Origin of the sequence: Nocardia sp. NPDC052316 (assembly GCF_044547795.1) — a bacterium.
GTDB lineage: Bacteria > Actinomycetota > Actinomycetes > Mycobacteriales > Mycobacteriaceae > Nocardia.
This window is the reverse complement of sequence record NZ_JBIUBB010000005.1, coordinates 607,641-625,904: the sequence shown is the minus strand read 5'-3', so window position 1 is coordinate 625,904 and position 18,264 is coordinate 607,641. Positions and strand designations below refer to the sequence as shown.

16 protein-coding genes are annotated in these 18,264 nt (G+C 67.4%); 9 read left to right on the top strand and 7 right to left on the bottom strand.

Features of this window, described 5'->3' with window-relative positions; translation table 11 throughout:
• Window positions 1–6 precede the first annotated feature (6 nt).
• A complete protein-coding gene (locus ACIHA7_RS26390; protein WP_397293612.1) occupies window positions 7–1,920 on the bottom strand; it encodes a glycosyltransferase in 1,914 nt (637 codons plus the stop codon).
• Window positions 1,921–2,042: 122 nt separating this feature from the next.
• Complete coding sequence (locus tag ACIHA7_RS26385) at window positions 2,043–2,666, bottom strand: GtrA family protein (RefSeq protein WP_397293611.1); 624 nt, start codon at window positions 2,664–2,666, stop codon at window positions 2,043–2,045.
• 71 nt (window positions 2,667–2,737) lie between these two features.
• On the opposite strand from ACIHA7_RS26385, the gene ACIHA7_RS26380 reads away from it, so the two are divergent.
• Window positions 2,738–3,730, top strand: coding sequence for a glycosyltransferase (locus tag ACIHA7_RS26380; protein ID WP_397293610.1), 993 nt, complete (start codon window positions 2,738–2,740; stop codon window positions 3,728–3,730).
• Window positions 3,727–5,295 carry a DUF2142 domain-containing protein gene (locus tag ACIHA7_RS26375; protein WP_397293609.1) on the top strand — a complete coding sequence of 523 codons (1,569 nt, stop codon included), beginning with the start codon at window positions 3,727–3,729 and terminating at the stop codon, window positions 5,293–5,295. Before ACIHA7_RS26380 ends, ACIHA7_RS26375 begins: the two co-directional genes overlap by 4 nt.
• Before the next feature lie 42 nt (window positions 5,296–5,337).
• On the opposite strand, the gene rfbB is transcribed toward ACIHA7_RS26375, so the two are convergent.
• Entirely contained in the window at window positions 5,338–6,351 is a 1,014-nt protein-coding gene (gene rfbB / locus ACIHA7_RS26370) for a dTDP-glucose 4,6-dehydratase (RefSeq protein WP_397293608.1), read from the bottom strand.
• Between the two features lie 319 nt (window positions 6,352–6,670).
• Here rfbB and ACIHA7_RS26365 point away from each other — a divergent pair, with 319 nt between their 5' ends.
• Both ACIHA7_RS26365 and ACIHA7_RS26360 read left to right on the top strand, forming a co-directional pair.
• A complete protein-coding gene (locus tag ACIHA7_RS26365; RefSeq protein WP_397293607.1) occupies window positions 6,671–7,378 on the top strand; it encodes a hypothetical protein in 708 nt (235 codons plus the stop codon).
• Window positions 7,379–7,583: 205 nt separating this feature from the next.
• On the top strand, window positions 7,584–8,294 hold the full coding sequence (locus tag ACIHA7_RS26360) for a hypothetical protein (RefSeq protein WP_397293606.1): 711 nt from the start codon (window positions 7,584–7,586) through the stop codon (window positions 8,292–8,294).
• A 132-nt stretch (window positions 8,295–8,426) separates the two neighbouring features.
• Here ACIHA7_RS26360 and ACIHA7_RS26355 read toward each other — a convergent pair whose 3' ends face one another.
• Window positions 8,427–9,419: an alpha/beta hydrolase gene (locus ACIHA7_RS26355; protein ID WP_397293605.1), complete on the bottom strand. Its 993-nt coding sequence runs from the start codon at window positions 9,417–9,419 to the stop codon at window positions 8,427–8,429.
• Window positions 9,420–9,656: 237 nt separating this feature from the next.
• On the opposite strand from ACIHA7_RS26355, the gene rfbA reads away from it, so the two are divergent.
• Entirely contained in the window at window positions 9,657–10,529 is an 873-nt protein-coding gene (rfbA, locus tag ACIHA7_RS26350) for a glucose-1-phosphate thymidylyltransferase RfbA (RefSeq protein ID WP_397293604.1), read from the top strand.
• Between the two features lie 2 nt (window positions 10,530–10,531).
• On the top strand, window positions 10,532–11,080 hold the full coding sequence (locus ACIHA7_RS26345; protein ID WP_397293603.1) for a dTDP-4-dehydrorhamnose 3,5-epimerase family protein: 549 nt from the start codon (window positions 10,532–10,534) through the stop codon (window positions 11,078–11,080).
• Window positions 11,081–11,148: 68 nt separating this feature from the next.
• Here ACIHA7_RS26345 and ACIHA7_RS26340 read toward each other — a convergent pair whose 3' ends face one another.
• The gene (locus ACIHA7_RS26340) at window positions 11,149–12,612 is read right to left on the bottom strand and encodes an MFS transporter (protein WP_397293602.1); all 1,464 of its coding nucleotides are present in this window, start codon (window positions 12,610–12,612) and stop codon (window positions 11,149–11,151) included.
• A gap of 85 nt (window positions 12,613–12,697) precedes the next feature.
• Between ACIHA7_RS26340 and ACIHA7_RS26335 the strand changes: the two genes are divergently transcribed.
• Window positions 12,698–13,123, top strand: a complete 426-nt coding sequence (locus ACIHA7_RS26335; protein WP_397293601.1) for a MarR family winged helix-turn-helix transcriptional regulator — start codon at window positions 12,698–12,700, stop codon at window positions 13,121–13,123.
• A gap of 33 nt (window positions 13,124–13,156) precedes the next feature.
• Here the strand turns inward: ACIHA7_RS26335 and ACIHA7_RS26330 are convergent, their stop codons facing one another.
• Both ACIHA7_RS26330 and ACIHA7_RS26325 read right to left on the bottom strand, forming a co-directional pair.
• Complete coding sequence (locus tag ACIHA7_RS26330; RefSeq protein ID WP_397293600.1) at window positions 13,157–14,005, bottom strand: helix-turn-helix domain-containing protein; 849 nt, start codon at window positions 14,003–14,005, stop codon at window positions 13,157–13,159.
• Between the two features lie 247 nt (window positions 14,006–14,252).
• The gene (locus tag ACIHA7_RS26325) at window positions 14,253–14,828 is read right to left on the bottom strand and encodes a DUF4282 domain-containing protein (protein WP_397293599.1); all 576 of its coding nucleotides are present in this window, start codon (window positions 14,826–14,828) and stop codon (window positions 14,253–14,255) included.
• A gap of 314 nt (window positions 14,829–15,142) precedes the next feature.
• Between ACIHA7_RS26325 and ACIHA7_RS26320 the strand changes: the two genes are divergently transcribed.
• Window positions 15,143–15,625, top strand: coding sequence for a hypothetical protein (locus ACIHA7_RS26320; RefSeq protein WP_397293598.1), 483 nt, complete (start codon window positions 15,143–15,145; stop codon window positions 15,623–15,625).
• A 252-nt stretch (window positions 15,626–15,877) separates the two neighbouring features.
• Complete coding sequence (locus ACIHA7_RS26315; protein WP_397293597.1) at window positions 15,878–18,064, top strand: molybdopterin-dependent oxidoreductase; 2,187 nt, start codon at window positions 15,878–15,880, stop codon at window positions 18,062–18,064.
• The last annotated feature ends 200 nt before the right edge of the window (window positions 18,065–18,264 follow it).

Genomic DNA, 18,264 nt, shown 5'->3' with positions numbered 1-18,264 from the left:
GCGAGATCAGTTGTCTTGCTTGGCATTCTCGATGCCGTACAGCCGCTCCCAGTTGGCGCGGCTGGTCAGCTCGGGCACCGCGGCGCGGTATTCCCGTTGCAGTGCGGGCAGCTCGTTGCGGAGCCTGCGCAGCACGTGAATGGTGCGGCGCAGCAGCTGACGGGCCCGCGCCTTGTCCCGCTGCCGGACTCGAACGCCGGACTGCGAGGCATCGGTGACCACCACGTGGTCGAACAGCGAGACATGCCACCAGTACGCGTCCTCGCGGGTGACCCCGATGACGCCGTGCTGGGTGCGGCCGAACCACTGGTTGACGGCGCGCTTGATCAGTACGAGCAGCGGGCGGCTCGGTTCGCCGGTGGCGCGGCGCAATTGGATGTCACCGGAGCGCACCGGCGGTGTCGACGCCGGATGCTTGATCGTCTCGGGGTAGTCGGCCCGGCTGCCGCGGGCGGCGGCCAGCGCGGCGATACCGCCGTCCTGCAACACCTTCGGGCCTTTCAGGAAGTCCTCAATGCCCTGCAGCGTGGTGTGCACCAGGCCGTACTGCATGGCGACCAGCTGCTCGGCCAGCTCACGGAACAGCTTGCGGGCGATCGCCTTTCCGTCGAGATCGGTGTGCAGCGAGCCGACGATCAACGAGTTGCGCGTGCTGAAGTAGCGCGCCCAGTCGTCGTAGTCCTTCCAGTAGAAGTCCGCGTGCCACACCGCCGCGTTCGGCAGGGTGACCGTGACGAAACCGTTCTCGCGGGCCCGGATGCCGTATTCGACGTCGTCCCACTGGAAGAAGATCGGGACGGGTAGGCCGATCTTGGCGACCACCTCGGCCGGGATCAGGCAGGTCCACCACGCGTTGTATCCGGCGTCGACGCGGCGCTCCTGGTTGCGCTTGAGCATGCTGGTGTTGCGCAACGCCTTCGGCACCTTCTGGCCGTGCCGCAGCTGCTGCAGGTGCACCTCTTCGGCGCCGACATTGAGGTAATCGGGGTTGAGCAGGAACAGCATCTGCGCGCCGACCAGGGTCGGCTCCACCGTCATGTTGGCGAAGGCGTTGAGCCGCAACACCGTTTCCGGTTCGCACAGGATGTCGTCGTCCATCAGGATGACGTCGGCGTGCTCGTTCGCCGCGGACACCTCGTAGAGCCCGCGCGTGAAGCCGCCCGCCCCACCGAGATTCGGCTGGCGCAGGTAGCGCAGCTTGTCGCCGAACGACGGAGCGACCTCTTGGTACAGCGGCCGGTCCTGCACCAGGTCGGTGCCCTGGTCCACCACGTACACCGCGTCGATCGCGCCGAGCACGACCTCGTCGGAGGCCAGCGCCGCGACGGTGTGCGCGCAGTCCTCGGCGCGGTTGAAGGTGCAGATGGCGATCGCGACGGGCCGGATGTGGTCCGGTGCCGCGGTGGTCCAGCTGACCTCGGTGATGCCGAGGTCGCCACCGATGGCGTCGAATTCGAGCCAGATGGCACCGCCGTCGACGTACTGGTCCAACGGCGCGGTGAGCGTCAGCGGGCCGCTCTCGGTGACCTGCGCGGTGTCGATGATCCGGCGATGCCCCGCGATATCGGAGGCGACCAGCCGGATCCTGGCCTTCTTGGTCACGTCGAGCACCATGGCCACCCGCACCTCGGTGACGGTGGTCCAGCGCTGCCAGTAGCTCGCGGCGAACCGGCCGAAGTAGGTGTTGGTGTGCGCGGCCGCGCCCTTTTCCAGCCGCAGCACCTGGCGTTCCCGATGCGCGCGACCCTTCACGACGGCATACAGCTCGTCGCTCACCTTCGCCGAGGGACCGGTGAAGATGCCGCGCTGCAACACCAGCCGATCCGGCGCCCGGTGGTCGGAGCGCAGCGAGGCAGGCGCGACAACGGCCGGCGCTCGATCGTTCGTTTCGGTAACGGCCTGGGTAGCCGACTGATCCATGAAGTCCTCGAAATCGTTATCGTGCCGGACGGGACAGACTGCCCCTGGATGCCGTTCGCGGCGGGGGTGAGGATATCAACCACCGTAGCGAGCTGCCTGCTCAGCCGTGGTGCCGCCGTGTCCTATTTCGATTGCTGAACGTTCGCTGCTCCGTCGGTGTCGGCCTGGTCGCCGCGCTCGCGCGCGCCGGTGAAGACGAATTTGTCGTAGGCCCAGTAGCGGAAGATCACCGCCACCATCTGGCCGATGAGCGTGCCGGAGATGTTGTCCGACAGCGGCGAGGACAGGTCGAGCACGTACCGGGAGAAACCGAGGCAGCCCAGTTGCAGGCCGATCGCGACGACATTGAAGACGGCATAGAGAAGGTATTCGCGCCCCGGATTGTCGGTCTTCTTGTGCGCGAAGGTCCACCACTTGTTGCCGAAATAGGTGACCACCGTGGCCACCGCGATCGCAATGATCTTGGCCGGCAGCGGGTAGTGATAAAGCATGCCCTCGCCGCCCCAGAACACCAGGAGGTTGTAGGTGCCCGCGTCGACGAGGAAGCCGATCGCCCCGACCACCAGGAATGCGCTGCCCTGCCGCAGCGCGGCGAGCACCTTCCCGACGATCGATCCCTGGGCGGGCGGCACGGTCTCGCCCGCCCGCGCGGTCGATTCACTGGTTGGCACGGCCCGACGGTACCGCAGGCCCGGCGCGGCATGGCGCGACCGAAAATTCCCCGTCGGCGCGCTGAGGTCGGCCACACGTCCGCAGTGCGTTCCCTGTACCCTCCCGGTGTTCCCACATTCACCACCGATCGCGAGGATTGACCCGGGTGGACTCCACCGAGCTTCGAATTGCCGCCGTGGTGCCGTGCCACAACGAGGAGGCGTCCGTCGCCAAGGTCGTGGCCGACCTGCTGGCCGCCGTGCCGGGAATCGTCGTCTATGTCTACGACAACCTGAGTACGGACAAGACGGCCGAACGCGCCCGCGAGGCCGGTGCGATCGTGCGCCACGAATACACCAAGGGCAAGGGCAATGTGGTGCGCCGCGCCTTCGCCGACATCGAGGCCGATGTCTATCTGATGATCGACGGCGACGACACCTACGAGGCGTCGGCCGCGCCGCTGATGATCAAGACCCTGCTCGACGGTCCGTACGACCACGTGCTCGGCGTCCGCAGGCAGGACGAGAGCGGATCGGCGTACCGCACGGGCCACGAGACCGGCAACAAGGTGCTCAACGGCGTGGTCGGCAAGGTGTTCGGCGAGAACGTCGAAGACATGCTGAGCGGCTTCCGGGTGTTCTCCCGCCGGTTCGTGAAGAGCTTCCCCGCCGTGTCGCGCGAGTTCGAGATCGAGACCGAGCTGACGGTGCACTCGCTGCATCTGCGGGTGCCGCGGACCGCGGTGCCGGTCGGCTTCCGCGATCGCCCCGCGGGCAGCGAGAGCAAGCTGCGCACGTATCACGACGGGTTCAAGATCCTGGCGCTGATCATCGGCCTGGCCAGGCACGAGCGCCCGGTCGCGTTCTACGGGCTGTTCGGCACGCTGAGCTGGCTGGTCTCCATCATCCTGAGCGTCCCGATCGTGGTCGAGTTCTACAACACCGGTGAGGTGCCCCGGTTCCCCACGCTGTTCCTCGCCTTCACCTTGCTGCTGCTCGGCAGCCTGGCGTGGACCGCCGGCCTGATCCTGGACGGCATCCGGCGCTCGCGGCACGAGGCCGCGCGACTGGTGTACCTGCGCTACTCCGCGGTGAGCGCGGACGAGCACCGGCCCGGCGGCGACGGCGGTGACGCCCGCACCGGCGGAGCAGGACTGTGACCACCGCGGCGGAGCACACCGAATCGAATTCGACACCGGCACTGGACGCATCGGCCGACGGGTCGGCGAAGACCACATCGGTCGAGGCGCCCGCGCCGACGAAGACTCGGTCGGCTCGCGACTTCGGCACGCGGATCGTGACGCGCCTCGGCGGGGCGACGGTCGCGTTCACGGTGCTGGTCGCGATCTTCGGCGGGCTGTTCACCGTGCTCACGCCGCCCTTCTGGGGCCACGACGAGATCACCCAGTTCGGCCGCGCCTACCAGGTCGCGCACGGCGGGTTGTTGCCGCAACGGATCGACGACACTCGCGGCGTCGCCTACGGCGGCGACGTGCCGAAAAGCATCACCGCCGTGATGGGTTACGCGCTGCGCGACTACACGACCAACCCCGAAGAGCCCGGCTCGATGGTCGAGGACCCTGCCGCCTACGACCGGCTCTGCGGGGCCGCGGTCTCCGACGCCACCGAGCCGGTCTGGTTCACCAACACCGCCGCCTACTCGCCGGTGCCGTATATCCCTGCCGCCGTTGGCATTCGGCTGGCCGAGGTGTTCGGGCTCGACGTCGGCGGGATGATCGCGCTGACCAGGCTCGCCGGGCTGCTCGCCTACCTGACGGTGGTCGGCTTCGGCCTGTACACGCTGCGCAGGCATCGGGTGCAGTGGCTGGCGTTCACCGTCGCGGTGCTGCCTATCGCGGTGTTCCAAGCGGGCACCGTCACCGCGGACACCATGACCAACGCGCTGGCCATCATGGTGTCGGCGCTGCTGGTGAAGGCGCTGTTCCTGGGCGACCGGCTCGGCCGAGTGGAAACCGGTGCGCTGCTTGCCGCGACGATCCTGCTGCCGGTGAGCAAACCGACCTATGTGCTGCTGGCGATGCTGGTGGTGCTGGTGCCCGCGGACCGGCTCGGCTTCACCGGTTGGCGGCGCTGGATCCCGTTGGCCTTCGCGGCCGCGGGCGGTCTGGTCTTCGCCGCGTGGATGAAGATCGCGGCACCCACCGGCGACGGCATGGGCCTGATGCGGCCCGAGCACCAGTGGCACTCGGTGAAACCGGGCGAGCAGCTGCGCGGAATCCTCACCGACCCGGGGCATTTCATCTCCGTGTTCGGCGAGAGCATCGCGCTGCGCGACGAGCGGTGGTTCAGCCAGTTCTTCGGCGAGCTCGGATTCGCCTACATCGATGTCCCCGCGCTGACGATGCTGGCCTGCCTGTTCGCGTTCGCGGTGAGCATCGGAGTCGCGGATCGACTGAGCGCGGCCACCTTCCGGCGCACCCTGCTCGTCGCGCTGACCGTGGCGGCCAGCGTGGCGATGATCTATGTGACGCTGTACATGTCGTTCACGCCGGTCGGCTACTACATCATCGACGGCGTGCAGGGCCGCTACTTCGTGCCGCTGGCGATCGTCGCCTTCGCGGTGCTGCTGCGCTGGATGCCGTTGCGCCTGACCGACATCGCGGGCCGGACGCCGACCGTCGGGCCCGCCGTCACCGTCATCGTCGCCACCGTGGTCGCGCTCATCGGCGCGGTCTGGAAGTACTACGACATCGTCTGGGGCTGAGCCGCACCGTTCTCGCTGGTGTGCGGCTAGTCGGCGGCGCTGCTAGTCGGCGGCGCTGAGGGTCTGCTCGCCCGCCGCCACGTAGGCGCGCTCGGTGATGGCTTTGTAGGGGCGCCACCAGGATTCGTTGTCCCGGTACCACTGGACGGTCGCCGCGAGGCCCGCGCGGAAGTCGGCGTAGCGCGGGGTCCAGCCGAGTTCGGTGCGCAGCAGCGTCGCGTCGATGGCGTAGCGCTGGTCGTGGCCGGGCCGGTCGGTGACGTGGTCGAAGTCGTCCGGATCCCGGTCGAAGGCCTGCAGGATCAGCCGCACCACGGACTTGTTGTCCAGCTCGCCGTCGGCGCCGATCAGGTAGGTCTGCCCGATCCGCCCGCGCTCCAGGATGTCCCACACGGCGCGGTTGTGATCGTCGACGTGGATCCAGTCGCGCACCTGATGTCCGGCGCCGTAGAGCCGCGGCCGGACGCCATCGATCAAATTGGTGATCTGGCGCGGGATGAATTTCTCCACATGTTGATAGGGCCCGTAGTTGTTGCTGCAGTTCGACAGCGTCGCGCGGACGCCGAACGAGCGGGTCCAGGCGCGTACCAGCAGGTCACTGGAGGCCTTGGTGGCCGAGTACGGGCTCGACGGGTTATACGGAGTGCGTTCGGTGAACGCGGGCTCGTCGGGGGTGAGATCGCCGTAGACCTCGTCGGTGGACACGTGGTGGTAGCGCACGTCGTAGCGGCGCACGGCCTGCAGCAGTGAATAGGTGCCGATGATATTGGTCTGCACGAACGGCCACGGCTCGGCCAGCGAGTTGTCGTTGTGCGATTCGGCGGCGAAATGCACCACCGCGTCGACGCCGCTGACCAGCTCGTCGACCAGATCGAGGTCGGCGATATCGCCGTGCACGAAATCGATCCGGTCGGCCACCGGGGCCAGCGAGGCGCGATTTCCCGCGTAGGTCAGCGCGTCGAGCACCGTTACGGTGGTATCGGGACGGTCGGCAACGGTCTGCTTGACGAAGTTGGCTCCGATGAATCCGGCTCCGCCGGTGACAAGCAAGCGCACGCCATGACCTTACTTCCACCGGTGCACCGCAGCGTGATCGATTCGAGATCGGCGCGCTCGAACGAACGAACTAGTCCATGCCGCCACAGTTGCGCTCTGTGACCTTGGTCTCTTACCCTTCAGTAGAAGTCGGACATCCAGTCCTCTTTGCAGCCCAAAACCGCACTTAGAGTGTGCGTTTCCGCCACCCCACCACGCCACGGGTCTCTTTGGTGAACAAAATTTGAATAAAAGGTCACAACCCGTTCACCACTCGTTGGCTGGTCTAGATTTCGATCGTCTAGTCCCCTCCGAACGCTTCACATTGAGGTTCCACCAAATGCTGATGAGGAAATTCGCCGTGACTTCGGCGCTGCTGATCGCCGCTCTCGGCGTGACTGCGGGCACCGTCAACGCGGCCCCCGCTGCCGATCAGAAGGTGATCAACTACACCGCCACCGGCACCGACACCCAGTCCATTCTCACGATCGACCAGGGCTCGATCCAGGTCGAAGACGGCGCCCTCAAGATCAAGGACGCGGCCGGCACCACCATCGCGGGCACCCCGCTCGTCATGCGGGTCGACGACTTCGAATTTCCGATCGCCGCGGACATCTCCGACCGCACCGCGACTCTGACCCCGCAGCTCGACATGGCGCACGCGACCTACAAGCCCGTCGCCCTGCCGTACGAGGACAAGGCGCCCTGGAAGACCGAGTACGACCGTGAGCAGGCCGCCTGGTCGCGCATGACCTCCACCATCTCCATGGGCGCCACCATCGGCACCCTCGTCGGCGGCCTCGGCGGCGCCGCGATCGGTTGTGTGCTCGGCGGCGCCGCAGGCCTCGTCCTGACCGGTGCCCTCTCCGCCATGCTCGGCGCCCCGGTCGGCTTCATCGGCGGCTGCATCGCCGGCTTCCTCGCCATGGGCGCCGTCGGCACCCTCCTCGGCCAGATCTTCGTGACCGCCCCCGTCGCGATCGGCGCAGCCATCCAGTACTTCACCACCATCAACGCCCCCTTCGTTCCCCCGGCCCCGGCCAAGTAGATACGTCTGTGCCCAGCTGAAGCTGGCCTGGCACAACTGAATTCGCCCAACCGAATTGAAACCGAACATCGAGCCAGGAACCCCTGCCCCCGGCGCACCGCCGGGGGCAGGGGTTCCTGAGGACCGCGCCCCGGTTACTGAAAGTTCGTGAGATCAGTTGCCGGCCGCTTCAATCACTCAACGCACCCGATGAGGACCAAAGCACATGCGTATCACTAAGTTTGCCGCCACCTCCGCGCTGCTGATCGCCGCTCTCGGCGTGACTGCGGGCACCGTCAACGCGGCCCCCGCTGCCGATCAGAAGGTGATCAACTACACCGCCACCGGCACCGACACCCAGTCCATTCTCACGATCGACCAGGGCTCGATCCAGGTCGAAGACGGCGCCCTCAAGATCAAGGACGCGGCCGGCACCACCATCGCGGGCACCCCGCTCGTCATGCGGGTCGACGACTTCGAATTTCCGATCGCCGCGGACATCTCCGACCGCACCGCGACTCTGACCCCGCAGCTCGACATGGCGCACGCGACCTACAAGCCCGTCGCCCTGCCGTACGAGGACAAGGCGCCCTGGAAGACCGAGTACGACCGTGAGCAGGCCGCCTGGTCGCGCATGACCTCCACCATCTCCATGGGCGCCACCATCGGCACCCTCGTCGGCGGCCTCGGCGGCGCCGCGATCGGTTGTGTGCTCGGCGGCGCCGCAGGCCTCGTCCTGACCGGTGCCCTCTCCGCCATGCTCGGCGCCCCGGTCGGCTTCATCGGCGGCTGCATCGCCGGCTTCCTCGCCATGGGCGCCGTCGGCACCCTCCTCGGCCAGATCTTCGTGACCGCCCCCGTCGCGATCGGCGCAGCCATCCAGTACTTCACCACCATCAACGCCCCCTTCGTCGCCCCTCCCGCGCCTGCCAAGTAGGCAACGCGCACAACCGAATACGAAGCAGAACCCCGCTCGGCATTTGCCGGGCGGGGTTTTTCGTGGTCCCGACATGCGCGAGCCCCGTCCCGGCCACAGCGGAACGGGGCTCGCCTGGACAGGCCGGCCGGCTTACGCCGTCCGCGCCTGTTGGCCTTCCTCGATCCGGGCCCGGACGAAGCGCGACACCCTGGCCAGTGCCGCTCTGCTCTCCGGCAGGCTCGGCGCGATGCTCATGAACGCGTGCACTTGTCCACGCCAGAGCTCCACCGCGTTCGGTACGCCCGCGGCGGTGAGCCGCTGGGCCATCAACTCGCAGTCGTAGCGGAGCACCTCGTCTTCGGCGGCGATCAGCAGCACCGGCGGCAGGCCCGCCAGGATCCCGTTGACCGGGGACAGCAGCGGATCGAGCTTGCCGTCGATCTCCGCGCCGATGCGGACCACGGCTTCCAGTGCCAGCAGCGGAATGTAGGGGTCGCGCCGCACATTCACGTGGGTTCGCTTCGCCGCGTAGTCCAGATCCAGCAGCGGACTCAGCCCGACCAGCCCGGCGGGTGCGGGCAGGCCCTCCTCGATCGCGCGCAGCGCGGTGGCGAAGGCCAGGTAGCCGCCCGCCGAGTCACCGGCGAAGACGATCCGGCGCGCGTCCGCACCGTGGCGCAGTAGCCAGCGGTAGGCGGTGAGACAGTCGTCGACCGAGTTGGTGATGCGCTTGCTCGGCAACTGCCGATAGTCGACGTTCACCACGGGCAGGCCGGTGCGCCGCGCCAGGCTCGCCGCGACCGGCCGGTGGGTACGCAACCCGCAGACCGCGAATCCGCCGCCGTGCATGTACAGCAGGGCACCGTGGCGCAGTGCCCTGGCCGCGCCCGCGGGCCGCACGATCTCCATCCGGAAACCGTTGAGCGACACCTGCTCCCGATGGACGCCCTGGGGTTCGGGCCGCAACCTGGCCAGCGTGTCGATCGCCAGCGCGCCGATCGGGATGGTCGCGCGGGTGATCGGTGCGGCGCGCAATGCGGGACGGACCACGCCGAGGCAGGCCGCCAGGACCAGACGCGCGGGGGCACTCAGATTTTCCGGATTCATGACAGTGGCTGACTCGCCGATTCTGGTCGCTGCCATCGCGCACCTACCTCACCAACTGGCGCGCCGAGCCACGACCGAGCGGTCCCAGGCGAGCTGTCGGCGCTGACATCTCACACAGTGTTATTTCAGAACACCATGCATTGTGTGACCTAAGCAACAGAATCGCTGAACCGACCGCTCCGGAAACCGTGAACGCCGATTCCGTAATCAATTCGACGAGTACTCGGAACCTCGCCGACGCTCGGCGCGGGCCGAACTGGCAGACTCCTGGTCATGCGGGGCATTATCTTGGCGGGTGGCACCGGTTCCCGGTTGCACCCGATCACACGAGGGGTCAGCAAGCAGCTGGTCCCGGTCTACGACAAGCCCATGGTCTACTACCCGCTGTCCACGCTGATGCTCGCGGGCATCCGCGACATCCTCGTCATCACCACGCCCGACGACGCCGACGCGTTCGGCAGGCTGCTCGGCGACGGCGCGCAGTTCGGCCTCTCGATCAGCTACGTGGTGCAGCCCGAGCCGGACGGCCTGGCCCGCGCCTTCGTGCTCGGCGCCGACCACATCGGCACCGACAACGCGGCACTGGTGCTCGGCGACAACATCTTTCACGGCCCCGGGCTCGGCACGAGCCTGAACCGCTTCGCCGGGATCGACGGCGGCGCGGTGTTCGCCTACTGGGTGTCGGACCCCACCGCGTACGGCGTGGTCGAGTTCACCGAGGGCCGCGCGGTGTCGATCGAGGAGAAGCCGAAGACGCCGCGCTCGAACTACGCCATCCCCGGCCTGTACTTCTACGACAACGATGTGGTCGAGATCGCGCGCACGCTGAAGCCTTCCGCGCGCGGCGAATACGAGATCACCGACATCAATCGGGCCTACCTGGAACAGGATCGGCTGCGGGTCGACGTGCTCGCGCGCGGCACGGCCTGGCTCGACACCGGCACCTTCGATTCACTGCTCGACGCCGCCAACTACGTGCGCACCATCGAGGAGCGGCAGGGCCTCAAGATCGGCGTGCCGGAGGAGGTGGCCTGGCGGATGGGCTACATCGACGACGAACAGCTGTGCAAGCTGGCCGAACCGCTGACCCGCTCCGGCTACGGCAGCTACCTGCTCGACATCCTCGAACGCGGCCGGGACTGGTGAGCATGGAGTTCAGGGAGCTCGATGTCCCCGGCGCCTGGGTGATCACCCCGCGCCAGCTCGGCGACGGTCGCGGCATGTTTCTCGAGGGGTTCAAGGCCTCGGAGTTCGAGAAGGTGACGGGCCGGCCGTTCGATCTGCGCCAGGTGAACTGCTCGGTCTCGGCCGCCGGTGTGCTGCGCGGCATCCACTACACCGAGGATCCGCCGGGGCAGGCGAAGTACGTCACCTGTGTGCGCGGTGCGTTTCTCGACGTGGTCGTCGACCTGCGCCCGGGTTCACCCACCTACGGGCGCTGGGACAGCGTGGTGCTCGACGACGTCGACCGGCGCTCGATGTTCCTGTCCGAGGGACTCGGCCACGCGATCCTGTCGCTGGAGGACAACTCCACCGTCACCTATCTGTGCTCGCTCGAGTACACGCCCGAATTCGACAGGGACATCGACGCTTTCGATCCTCGGCTGGGCATCGACTGGCCGACGGTCGGCCGCGACGGTCGGCCGCTGACCTTCATCCGTTCGGCCAAAGACACTGCCGCACCGCCCTTTTCCTGAGTAACACCAAGCAGGCCGGCACCACCTCGCGGTGGCACCGGCCTGCTTCTCCTGTCGGCTGTCGGAGGTCAGCCGACGAGCTCCAGCTCGGGCTCCGGTGCCCGCTCGACCTGCTTCGCGCGCTTGCCGAAGAAGGCCGAAAGGGCAACCAGCGCACCGACGATGGAGACGGCCGCAGCGAAGATCAGGCCGGGACGGTAGGTGTCGAGCATCGCGGTGGGCGAGGTGTCGCCGTGGCTGCCCGACGCGATGATCGCGGTGGTCACCGCGAGCACGATGGCCGCACCGACCTGCATCGAGGTCTGCAGCACGCCCGCAGCGAGACCCTGCTCGTCGTCGTCGATCCCGTTGGTCGCCTGAATGTTGATGGCGGGGAAGCCGACCCAGCCGATGCCGATCAGCATGATCGCGGGCAGCAGCATCGTCCAGTACGACGGGGCGGTGTCCAGTCGCAGGAACATCAGGTAGCCGACGGCCATCACGGCCATGGTGACGCCGATGATCGGGCCGGTGCCGAACCGGTCGACCAGCTTGTCGGAGAACACCGCGGACAACGCGACCATCAGACCGACCGGCAGCAGCGCCATCGACAGCTTCAGCGGCGACCAGCCCAGGGTGTCCTGCATGTACAGCGTCACGATGAACTGCCAGCTGAAGTAGGAACCGGCCACCGCGACGATCGCCAAGCTGGCGCGGACCAGCGACACCTTGCGCAGGATGCCGAGCCGGACCAGCGGGTGCTTGACCCGCTTCTCCACCGCGACGAAGCCGACGAACAAGACCAGCACCGCGGCGAACGACCCGAGGGTGCGTGCGGACGCCCAGCCCGCTTCCGGCGCAGTGACGACGGTGTAGACCAGCAGCAGCATCGCGGCGGTGGACAGCAGCGCGCCGAACAGGTCGTGGCCGCCTTCCTCGGCGGGCTTGTCCTTGGGCACCAGCACCCACGCGGCGGCCAGCGCGGCCAGCGCGATCGGGACCGGCAGCAGGAAGGTCCAGCGCCAGCCGACCCCGGTCATCAAGCCACCGAACAGCAGACCGGACGAGTAGCCGCCCGCGCCGAACACGGTGTAGATGGACAGCGCCTTGTTACGGGCCGGGCCCTCGGCGAAGTTGGTGGTGATGATCGACAGGCCGGTCGGCGCGGTGAACGCGGCGGCCAGACCCTTGATGAATCGGGTGAGGATGAGCAGCGGCCCCGAGCTGACCAGACCACCGGCCAGCGAGGCGATGGCGAAGACGGCCAGTGCGATCAGGAAGACCTTGCGGCGACCGAACAGGTCGGCGGTGCGGCCGCCGAGCAGCAACAGGCCGCCGTAGCCGAGGATATAGCCGCTGACCAGCCACTGCAGGGTCGAAGTCGACAGATCCAGTTCATTGCCGATGGACGGCAGTGCTACGCCGATCATCGAGACGTCGAGGCCATCGAGGAACAGCACGATGCACAGCGTGATCAGCATGCCCCAAAGCCGGGTTGTCCATATGTTCGCGTCGGTCGCGGAGGCGGCCGCGGGGGTTGCCGGTGAAGTCATGCGGAGTACGTTACATGCGCACGCATTAAATGCCAACACATTTAATGCAGTTGCATGGACCTCGATGGGCCACTAGGATGGGGCCATGTCGAACCCGTCGGCAATCGAGACAGCCCGGCGCACCGTCGCGCCGACCGGGCTGGTTGGCGAGTGGCGAGAGCTACTCGACCGGCATGCGACGGTGAGTTGCGCACTGGAAAAAGCGCTACAGGGACAGCATCAGATCGGACTCAGCGAGTTCGAGACGCTGGACCGGCTGGTCGACGCCAACTGTGGCGACTATCGAATGAGCGATCTGGCCAACGACATCTACCTGAGCCAGAGCGCCCTCTCGCGTGCGGTGGCCCGGCTGGAGCGCGACGGACTCGTCTCGCGCACCATGTGCCCCGAGGATCGTCGCGCCGTGTTCGTCTGCCTCACCGAGAAGGGTCACGAGGTCTACCAGCAGGCGCTGCCCACCCACCGTGCGGTGCTGAGCGACACCTGGCCCTCGCCCGGCCGGAAGTGCTGAGGCTCAGCCGAAGGTGCTGAGCCCCAGGTAATTTCAGACGGTGCAGCTCTCGCGCGCCGCTTCGATGCCGTCGCGTGCGTCCACCGCCACCGCACCCAGGTTCGCGAAAGCCCTTCGGTACCGGTCGATGTCGTTTTCCTTGTCCAGGTAGACCGGTCCGGTGAACGCCTCCACATAGACCACCGGCGGCTCGGACTGCTCGCCGACCCGCAACTCGGGGAATTCGAGCATGACGAACCGACCGGCGGCCATGCCCTCGTGGTACCCGGAATCCGTTGGCACCACCCGGATTCGCACGTTGGGCAGGTCGCACATCTGCCGCAGGTGCGCCAGCTGCCCGGCGGCCACCTCGGCCCCGCCGATGCGACGCCCGAGCACACTTTCGCTGATCACCGCGTCGAGTTGCACCGGCGCATCGGCCCGGGTGACCAGGGCCTGCCTGGCCATCCGCAGTTGAACCCGGCGATCGATCTCGCTCGCGGACATGTCGGGGCGCGCGGCGGCCAGCATCGCCCGCGTGTACGCCTCGGTCTGCAACAGGCCCGGCACCAGTTCGTTCTCGTAGGTCGACAGCCGGGACGCGGCCTCCTCGAGGCCGATGTACACCTCGAAGCCCTCGGCGATGACGTCACCGTAGGCGGTCCACCACCCCCGCGCCTTGGTCTCCCGCGCCAAGGCGGTGAGCGGGCCGATCAGGTCGGACGGCGCGCCGTACACCTTGCACATCGCCTCGACATCGAGGCTGCGCAAGGAGGTCTGGCCCGTCTCGATCCGCCAGATCTTGGCCTCCGACCACTCCAGCTGCTGAGCCGCCGTCCTGGTGGTCATCCTGGCGCGATTGCGCAGATCACGTAAGTGACGCCCCAGCTGGCGCCGGGGCATCGTCGATCCAGTGGTCCCCTGCGGTAAAGCCATAGTTGTTCCCCCCTCGTTGCCGTGCGCCGGTCGCACTGCCGAACCCCTCACGAGTTCGCCATTGTGACCATCCCTACCAGATGCTGTCATCGGAACACCGGCATCCAAACAGCATTGTTTCACAGCAAAACGGACAGAGGTCACGATGGGTGTCACAGCTAGGCCGGTGGCAAAACAACGCCAAAGGCGCTGTGCCGAGCGCGATTCGGCGCGTCTACCTGCGCGAGCCGCCCTTGCGGAAGCGCCAGAACTGCACGGCCCGAACGTCTTCGGAGAGCTGATTGACCGGCTCGGCGACATCGGACAGCGCCTGGAACAAATCGTCGGCCAGGTCGCTGATGTGCTCCACCCTGGTCGCCAACCGGGACGCGTTCACCAGGAACTCCAGCATCAGGCGCACCGCCGCCGCGATGGTCAGCCCCAACGGAACTCCGATCACCGCGGCCAGCACCCCCAGCACCGCGGAGACCCGCCACATGAGTACTGTCAGCGCGATCGGAACGGCGCAGGCGAACACCAGACCCAGGATGTAGGCCAGCGGCAGCAGCGTTCGCGTGGCAGGCCGACGGAACTGCACATCGAGCAAGCCGCGCGCCGCCTCGACACTCCACTGGCCGAAGGCGCGCGGACTCTCGAACGGCTCGGCCGGTTGCTCCTCCTCGATGGCAGCGGGCCGGGCGAACCGTCGGGTCGCTGATTCTTTCCAAGTGATCCACCGCGATTCGGCCTCGTACCCCTGCGGGTCGGGCGGCGCCGTCCCCTTGCCCGCGCCGGTGGACTCATCGCTCATGGTCGAAATCCTCCCCGCAATCCCACCGCCGAGCCAGCCGGAACTCCGAGCGCAGACCACATCAGTCCCATAATCCTCAGCGGTCTCGCAGTAATGACACAGCGAAAGGACAGGTCAGCCGCCCAAAGTAGCGGCGGGACAACAAAATTTGAGAAGTTCGAGCAACGTCATAGCAATTTGCTTTCAAGAGCACCTGAAAGAGACGTAGCCAACACTGGCAAAGAAGTTTCGAAGATCGCGTAACGCTGCGGACAGCTGGCACCGATACGACCCATGAATGCAGGACCCAGATCTACCGGGGAATGGAGAGAACAGTGCGCACCACGTTTCCGACTTCCGTCTCGGCGGCCGCTATGACCGCCGCTGCGCAGGACTACACCCAGCGCGGATGGACGGTCGCAGAAACGGCCAACGGTCTCTGCCTGATCACCGATGACGACCTTTCGGCCATCGAGGTCAGCGGCGAGCTGGCCGGCGAGGTTCGCCGCTTTTTGCGGGCGAACAATCTTTCCGGCCCGGTCATCGAACTGCCCGGCGCGGAGCGTCGCGAGATCCACCTGGTCACCGGCGTCCGCAAGGCCGCAATGGCGCTCGAGGCGCTCACCGCCGCGGGTGCCATCGTGCACACCGACGGCGCGACCGTGCCGCTGCCGCCCACCCACCTGCTGGCCGGTTCGGCCTGCTGGGGCGTCGCCCCGGGCGAGGCCCGCTGGGTTCCGCCGGTGGTCGCGATCGGCGCCGCTGTCCGGGCTGCGACCGCGCAGAAGCGCGACCAGCTCACCAGCGTCGCCTGCTGAAGGTTTGAACGACGGCCGGGAGCCCCGGCCGCACGACCGATATCCGATTCGCGTCGACAGTCCCGGCGCTCCGGTATCGGTCGTTCTGCTTCCAGCAGTAACCCGCCGATACGATCCGCAGTCGCGCTGGACACCCGCACCACGTCTTCGACGCCAGAAGACGGGTAGCGGGTATCGGTCGTTGTAGCCGCCACCCACACCGCATATCCCGCGTTCTCTTTTCAGACCGGCCATAGCGCGGGAGGATGTGGCATGGCCTCGATCACGGATGCACGCAACCTGTTGCGCACCTGCCCGCTCTGCGAGGCCGTGTGCGGACTCGAACTCACCCTCGACTCCGATGATCATGTGACCTCGGTCCGCGGCGACAAGCAGGACCCGTTCAGCAAGGGTTTCCTCTGCCCCAAGGGAGCGAGTTTCGGCCATCTCGACGAGGATCCCGATCGGGTGACCGAGCCGATGATCCGCGACCGGGCCACCGATACCTGGCGGACCGCGTCGTGGAACGAAGCCTTCGATCTGATCGCGGAACGCTTTCCCGCGGTGCTCGCCGAACACGGAAAACAGGCCGCGGCAGCCTATTTGGGCAACCCGAACGCACACACGGTGGCCGGGGCGCTCTATGTGCCCGTGCTGCTGCGCGCGTTGAGTACCAAGAACCTTTTCTCGGCGAGTACCGCCGACCAGATGCCCAAGCAGGTGGCCAGCGGGCTGATGTTCGGCGATCCGCTGACGGTGCCGGTCCCGGACCTGGATCGCACCGATTATCTGCTGATGCTCGGCGCCAACCCGCTGGAGTCGAACGGTTCGCTGTGCACCGCACCGGATTTCCCCGGGCGGTTGAAGGCGTTGCAGCGCCGCGGCGGCCGGTTCGTGGTGGTGGACCCGCGCGTCACCCGGACCGCGAAGCTGGCCGACGAGCACCTGTTCATCCGGCCGGGCAGCGATGCGTATCTGCTGTTCGGCATCGTGCACACGCTGTTCGCAGAGCAGCTCACCGACGTGCGGGTCGAGGTCGCCGGGCTCGACGAACTGCGTACGGCCGCAGCGGCCTTCAGTCCGGACTCGGTGGCGGTACGCACCGGGGTGCCCGCCGCGACGGTGATCCGCCTCGCGCGCGAACTCGCCGCCGCACCGACCGCGGCGGTGTACGCCAGGATCGGCACCTGCACAGCGGAGTTCGGCACGATCACCCAGTGGCTCGTCGATGCGATCAACGCGTTGACCGGCAACCTGGACGCGCCGGGCGGGGCGATGTTCGCCACCGCGGCGGCGGGCGGCATCCCGCGCAGCAGGCCGTTCCGGCTCGGCCGCTGGACCAGCCGGGTACGCGGACTGCCCGAGGCAATGGGCGAACTGCCGGTCGCGACCCTGGCCGACGAGATCCTCACCCCGGGCGAGGGGCAGATCCGCGCCCTGGTGACGGTCGCGGGCAACCCGGTGCTCTCCGCGCCGAGCGGTGCCCGGCTCGACGCCGCCTTCGCCCAGCTCGACTTCATGGTCAGCGTTGACCGCTACCGCAACGAGACCACCAGGCACGCCGACGTGATCCTGCCGCCGCCGCGACCGGTGCAGTCACCGCACTACGACTTCGCCCTGCTGCAGTTCGCGGTGCACAACTACGCCCGCTACTCCCGGCCGCTGGTGCCACTCGGCGACCGCCCGTCGGAGTCGGCGGTGCTGGCGCGGCTGGCCGCGGCGGTCTCGGGCATGCCGCACGAGGGTGCCGACGGGGTGGACCCGCTCACCGGGGTGGACGAACTGATCATCGCCGGCACGCTACAGAAGGCCGGAATGGCCGACCGGCGCGACGAATTGATCGGTGAGGGCACCACCGAACAGCGTCTGGATCTGATGCTTCGCCTCGGGCCGTACGGCGAGTGGAACGGGGGCACGCTGAATCTGCAAGTGCTGCTCGACAATCCGCACGGCATCGACCTCGGGCCGTTGCGGCCGAAGCTGCCCGGCGCCCTGCGCACCGAGTCGAAGAAGGTGGAGCTCGCCCCGCGGCAGTTGCTCGACGATGTGGCCAGGATGCGGGCCCGGCTGGCCGATACCGCGCCGGACGTGGTGCTGATCGGGCGGCGTCAGCTGCGGTCCAACAACAGCTGGATGCACAACATCGGCCAGCTGGTGAGCGGGTCGAATCGCTGCACGCTGCATATCAATCCAGCCGATGTGGCTCGGCTCGGGCTCGGCGAGCACGCGGTGGTGAAGTCGGCGGCGGGCACGCTGACGGTGCCGCTGGAGCCGACCGAGACGATCATGCCCGGCGTGGTGAGCCTGCCACACGGCTGGGGTCACACCGAAAGCACGCAGACGGTCGCGCGGGCGCACGCCGGGGTCAATGCCAATGTGCTGACCGATGATTCGGTGGTCGACGTGCCCTCGGGCAACGCCGTCTTCAACGGCGTCCCGGTGACGCTGACCCCGGCGTGACGCGCGACCGGACACCCTCTCCGGTACGTCGACCGGCCGCATACCATTCCGGCCGGTCGGCTTGTAGCTAAGTTTCGGAATCCCTTGCGCTAACTACGCATTCGGGGCATTCTCAACGTGGATTTCGTAGTGTTGCCAGGCCGAACGGACTTAACATGGACAGGATTTCGGTTTAGTCGCGGGGCTCAACGCCGAACCCT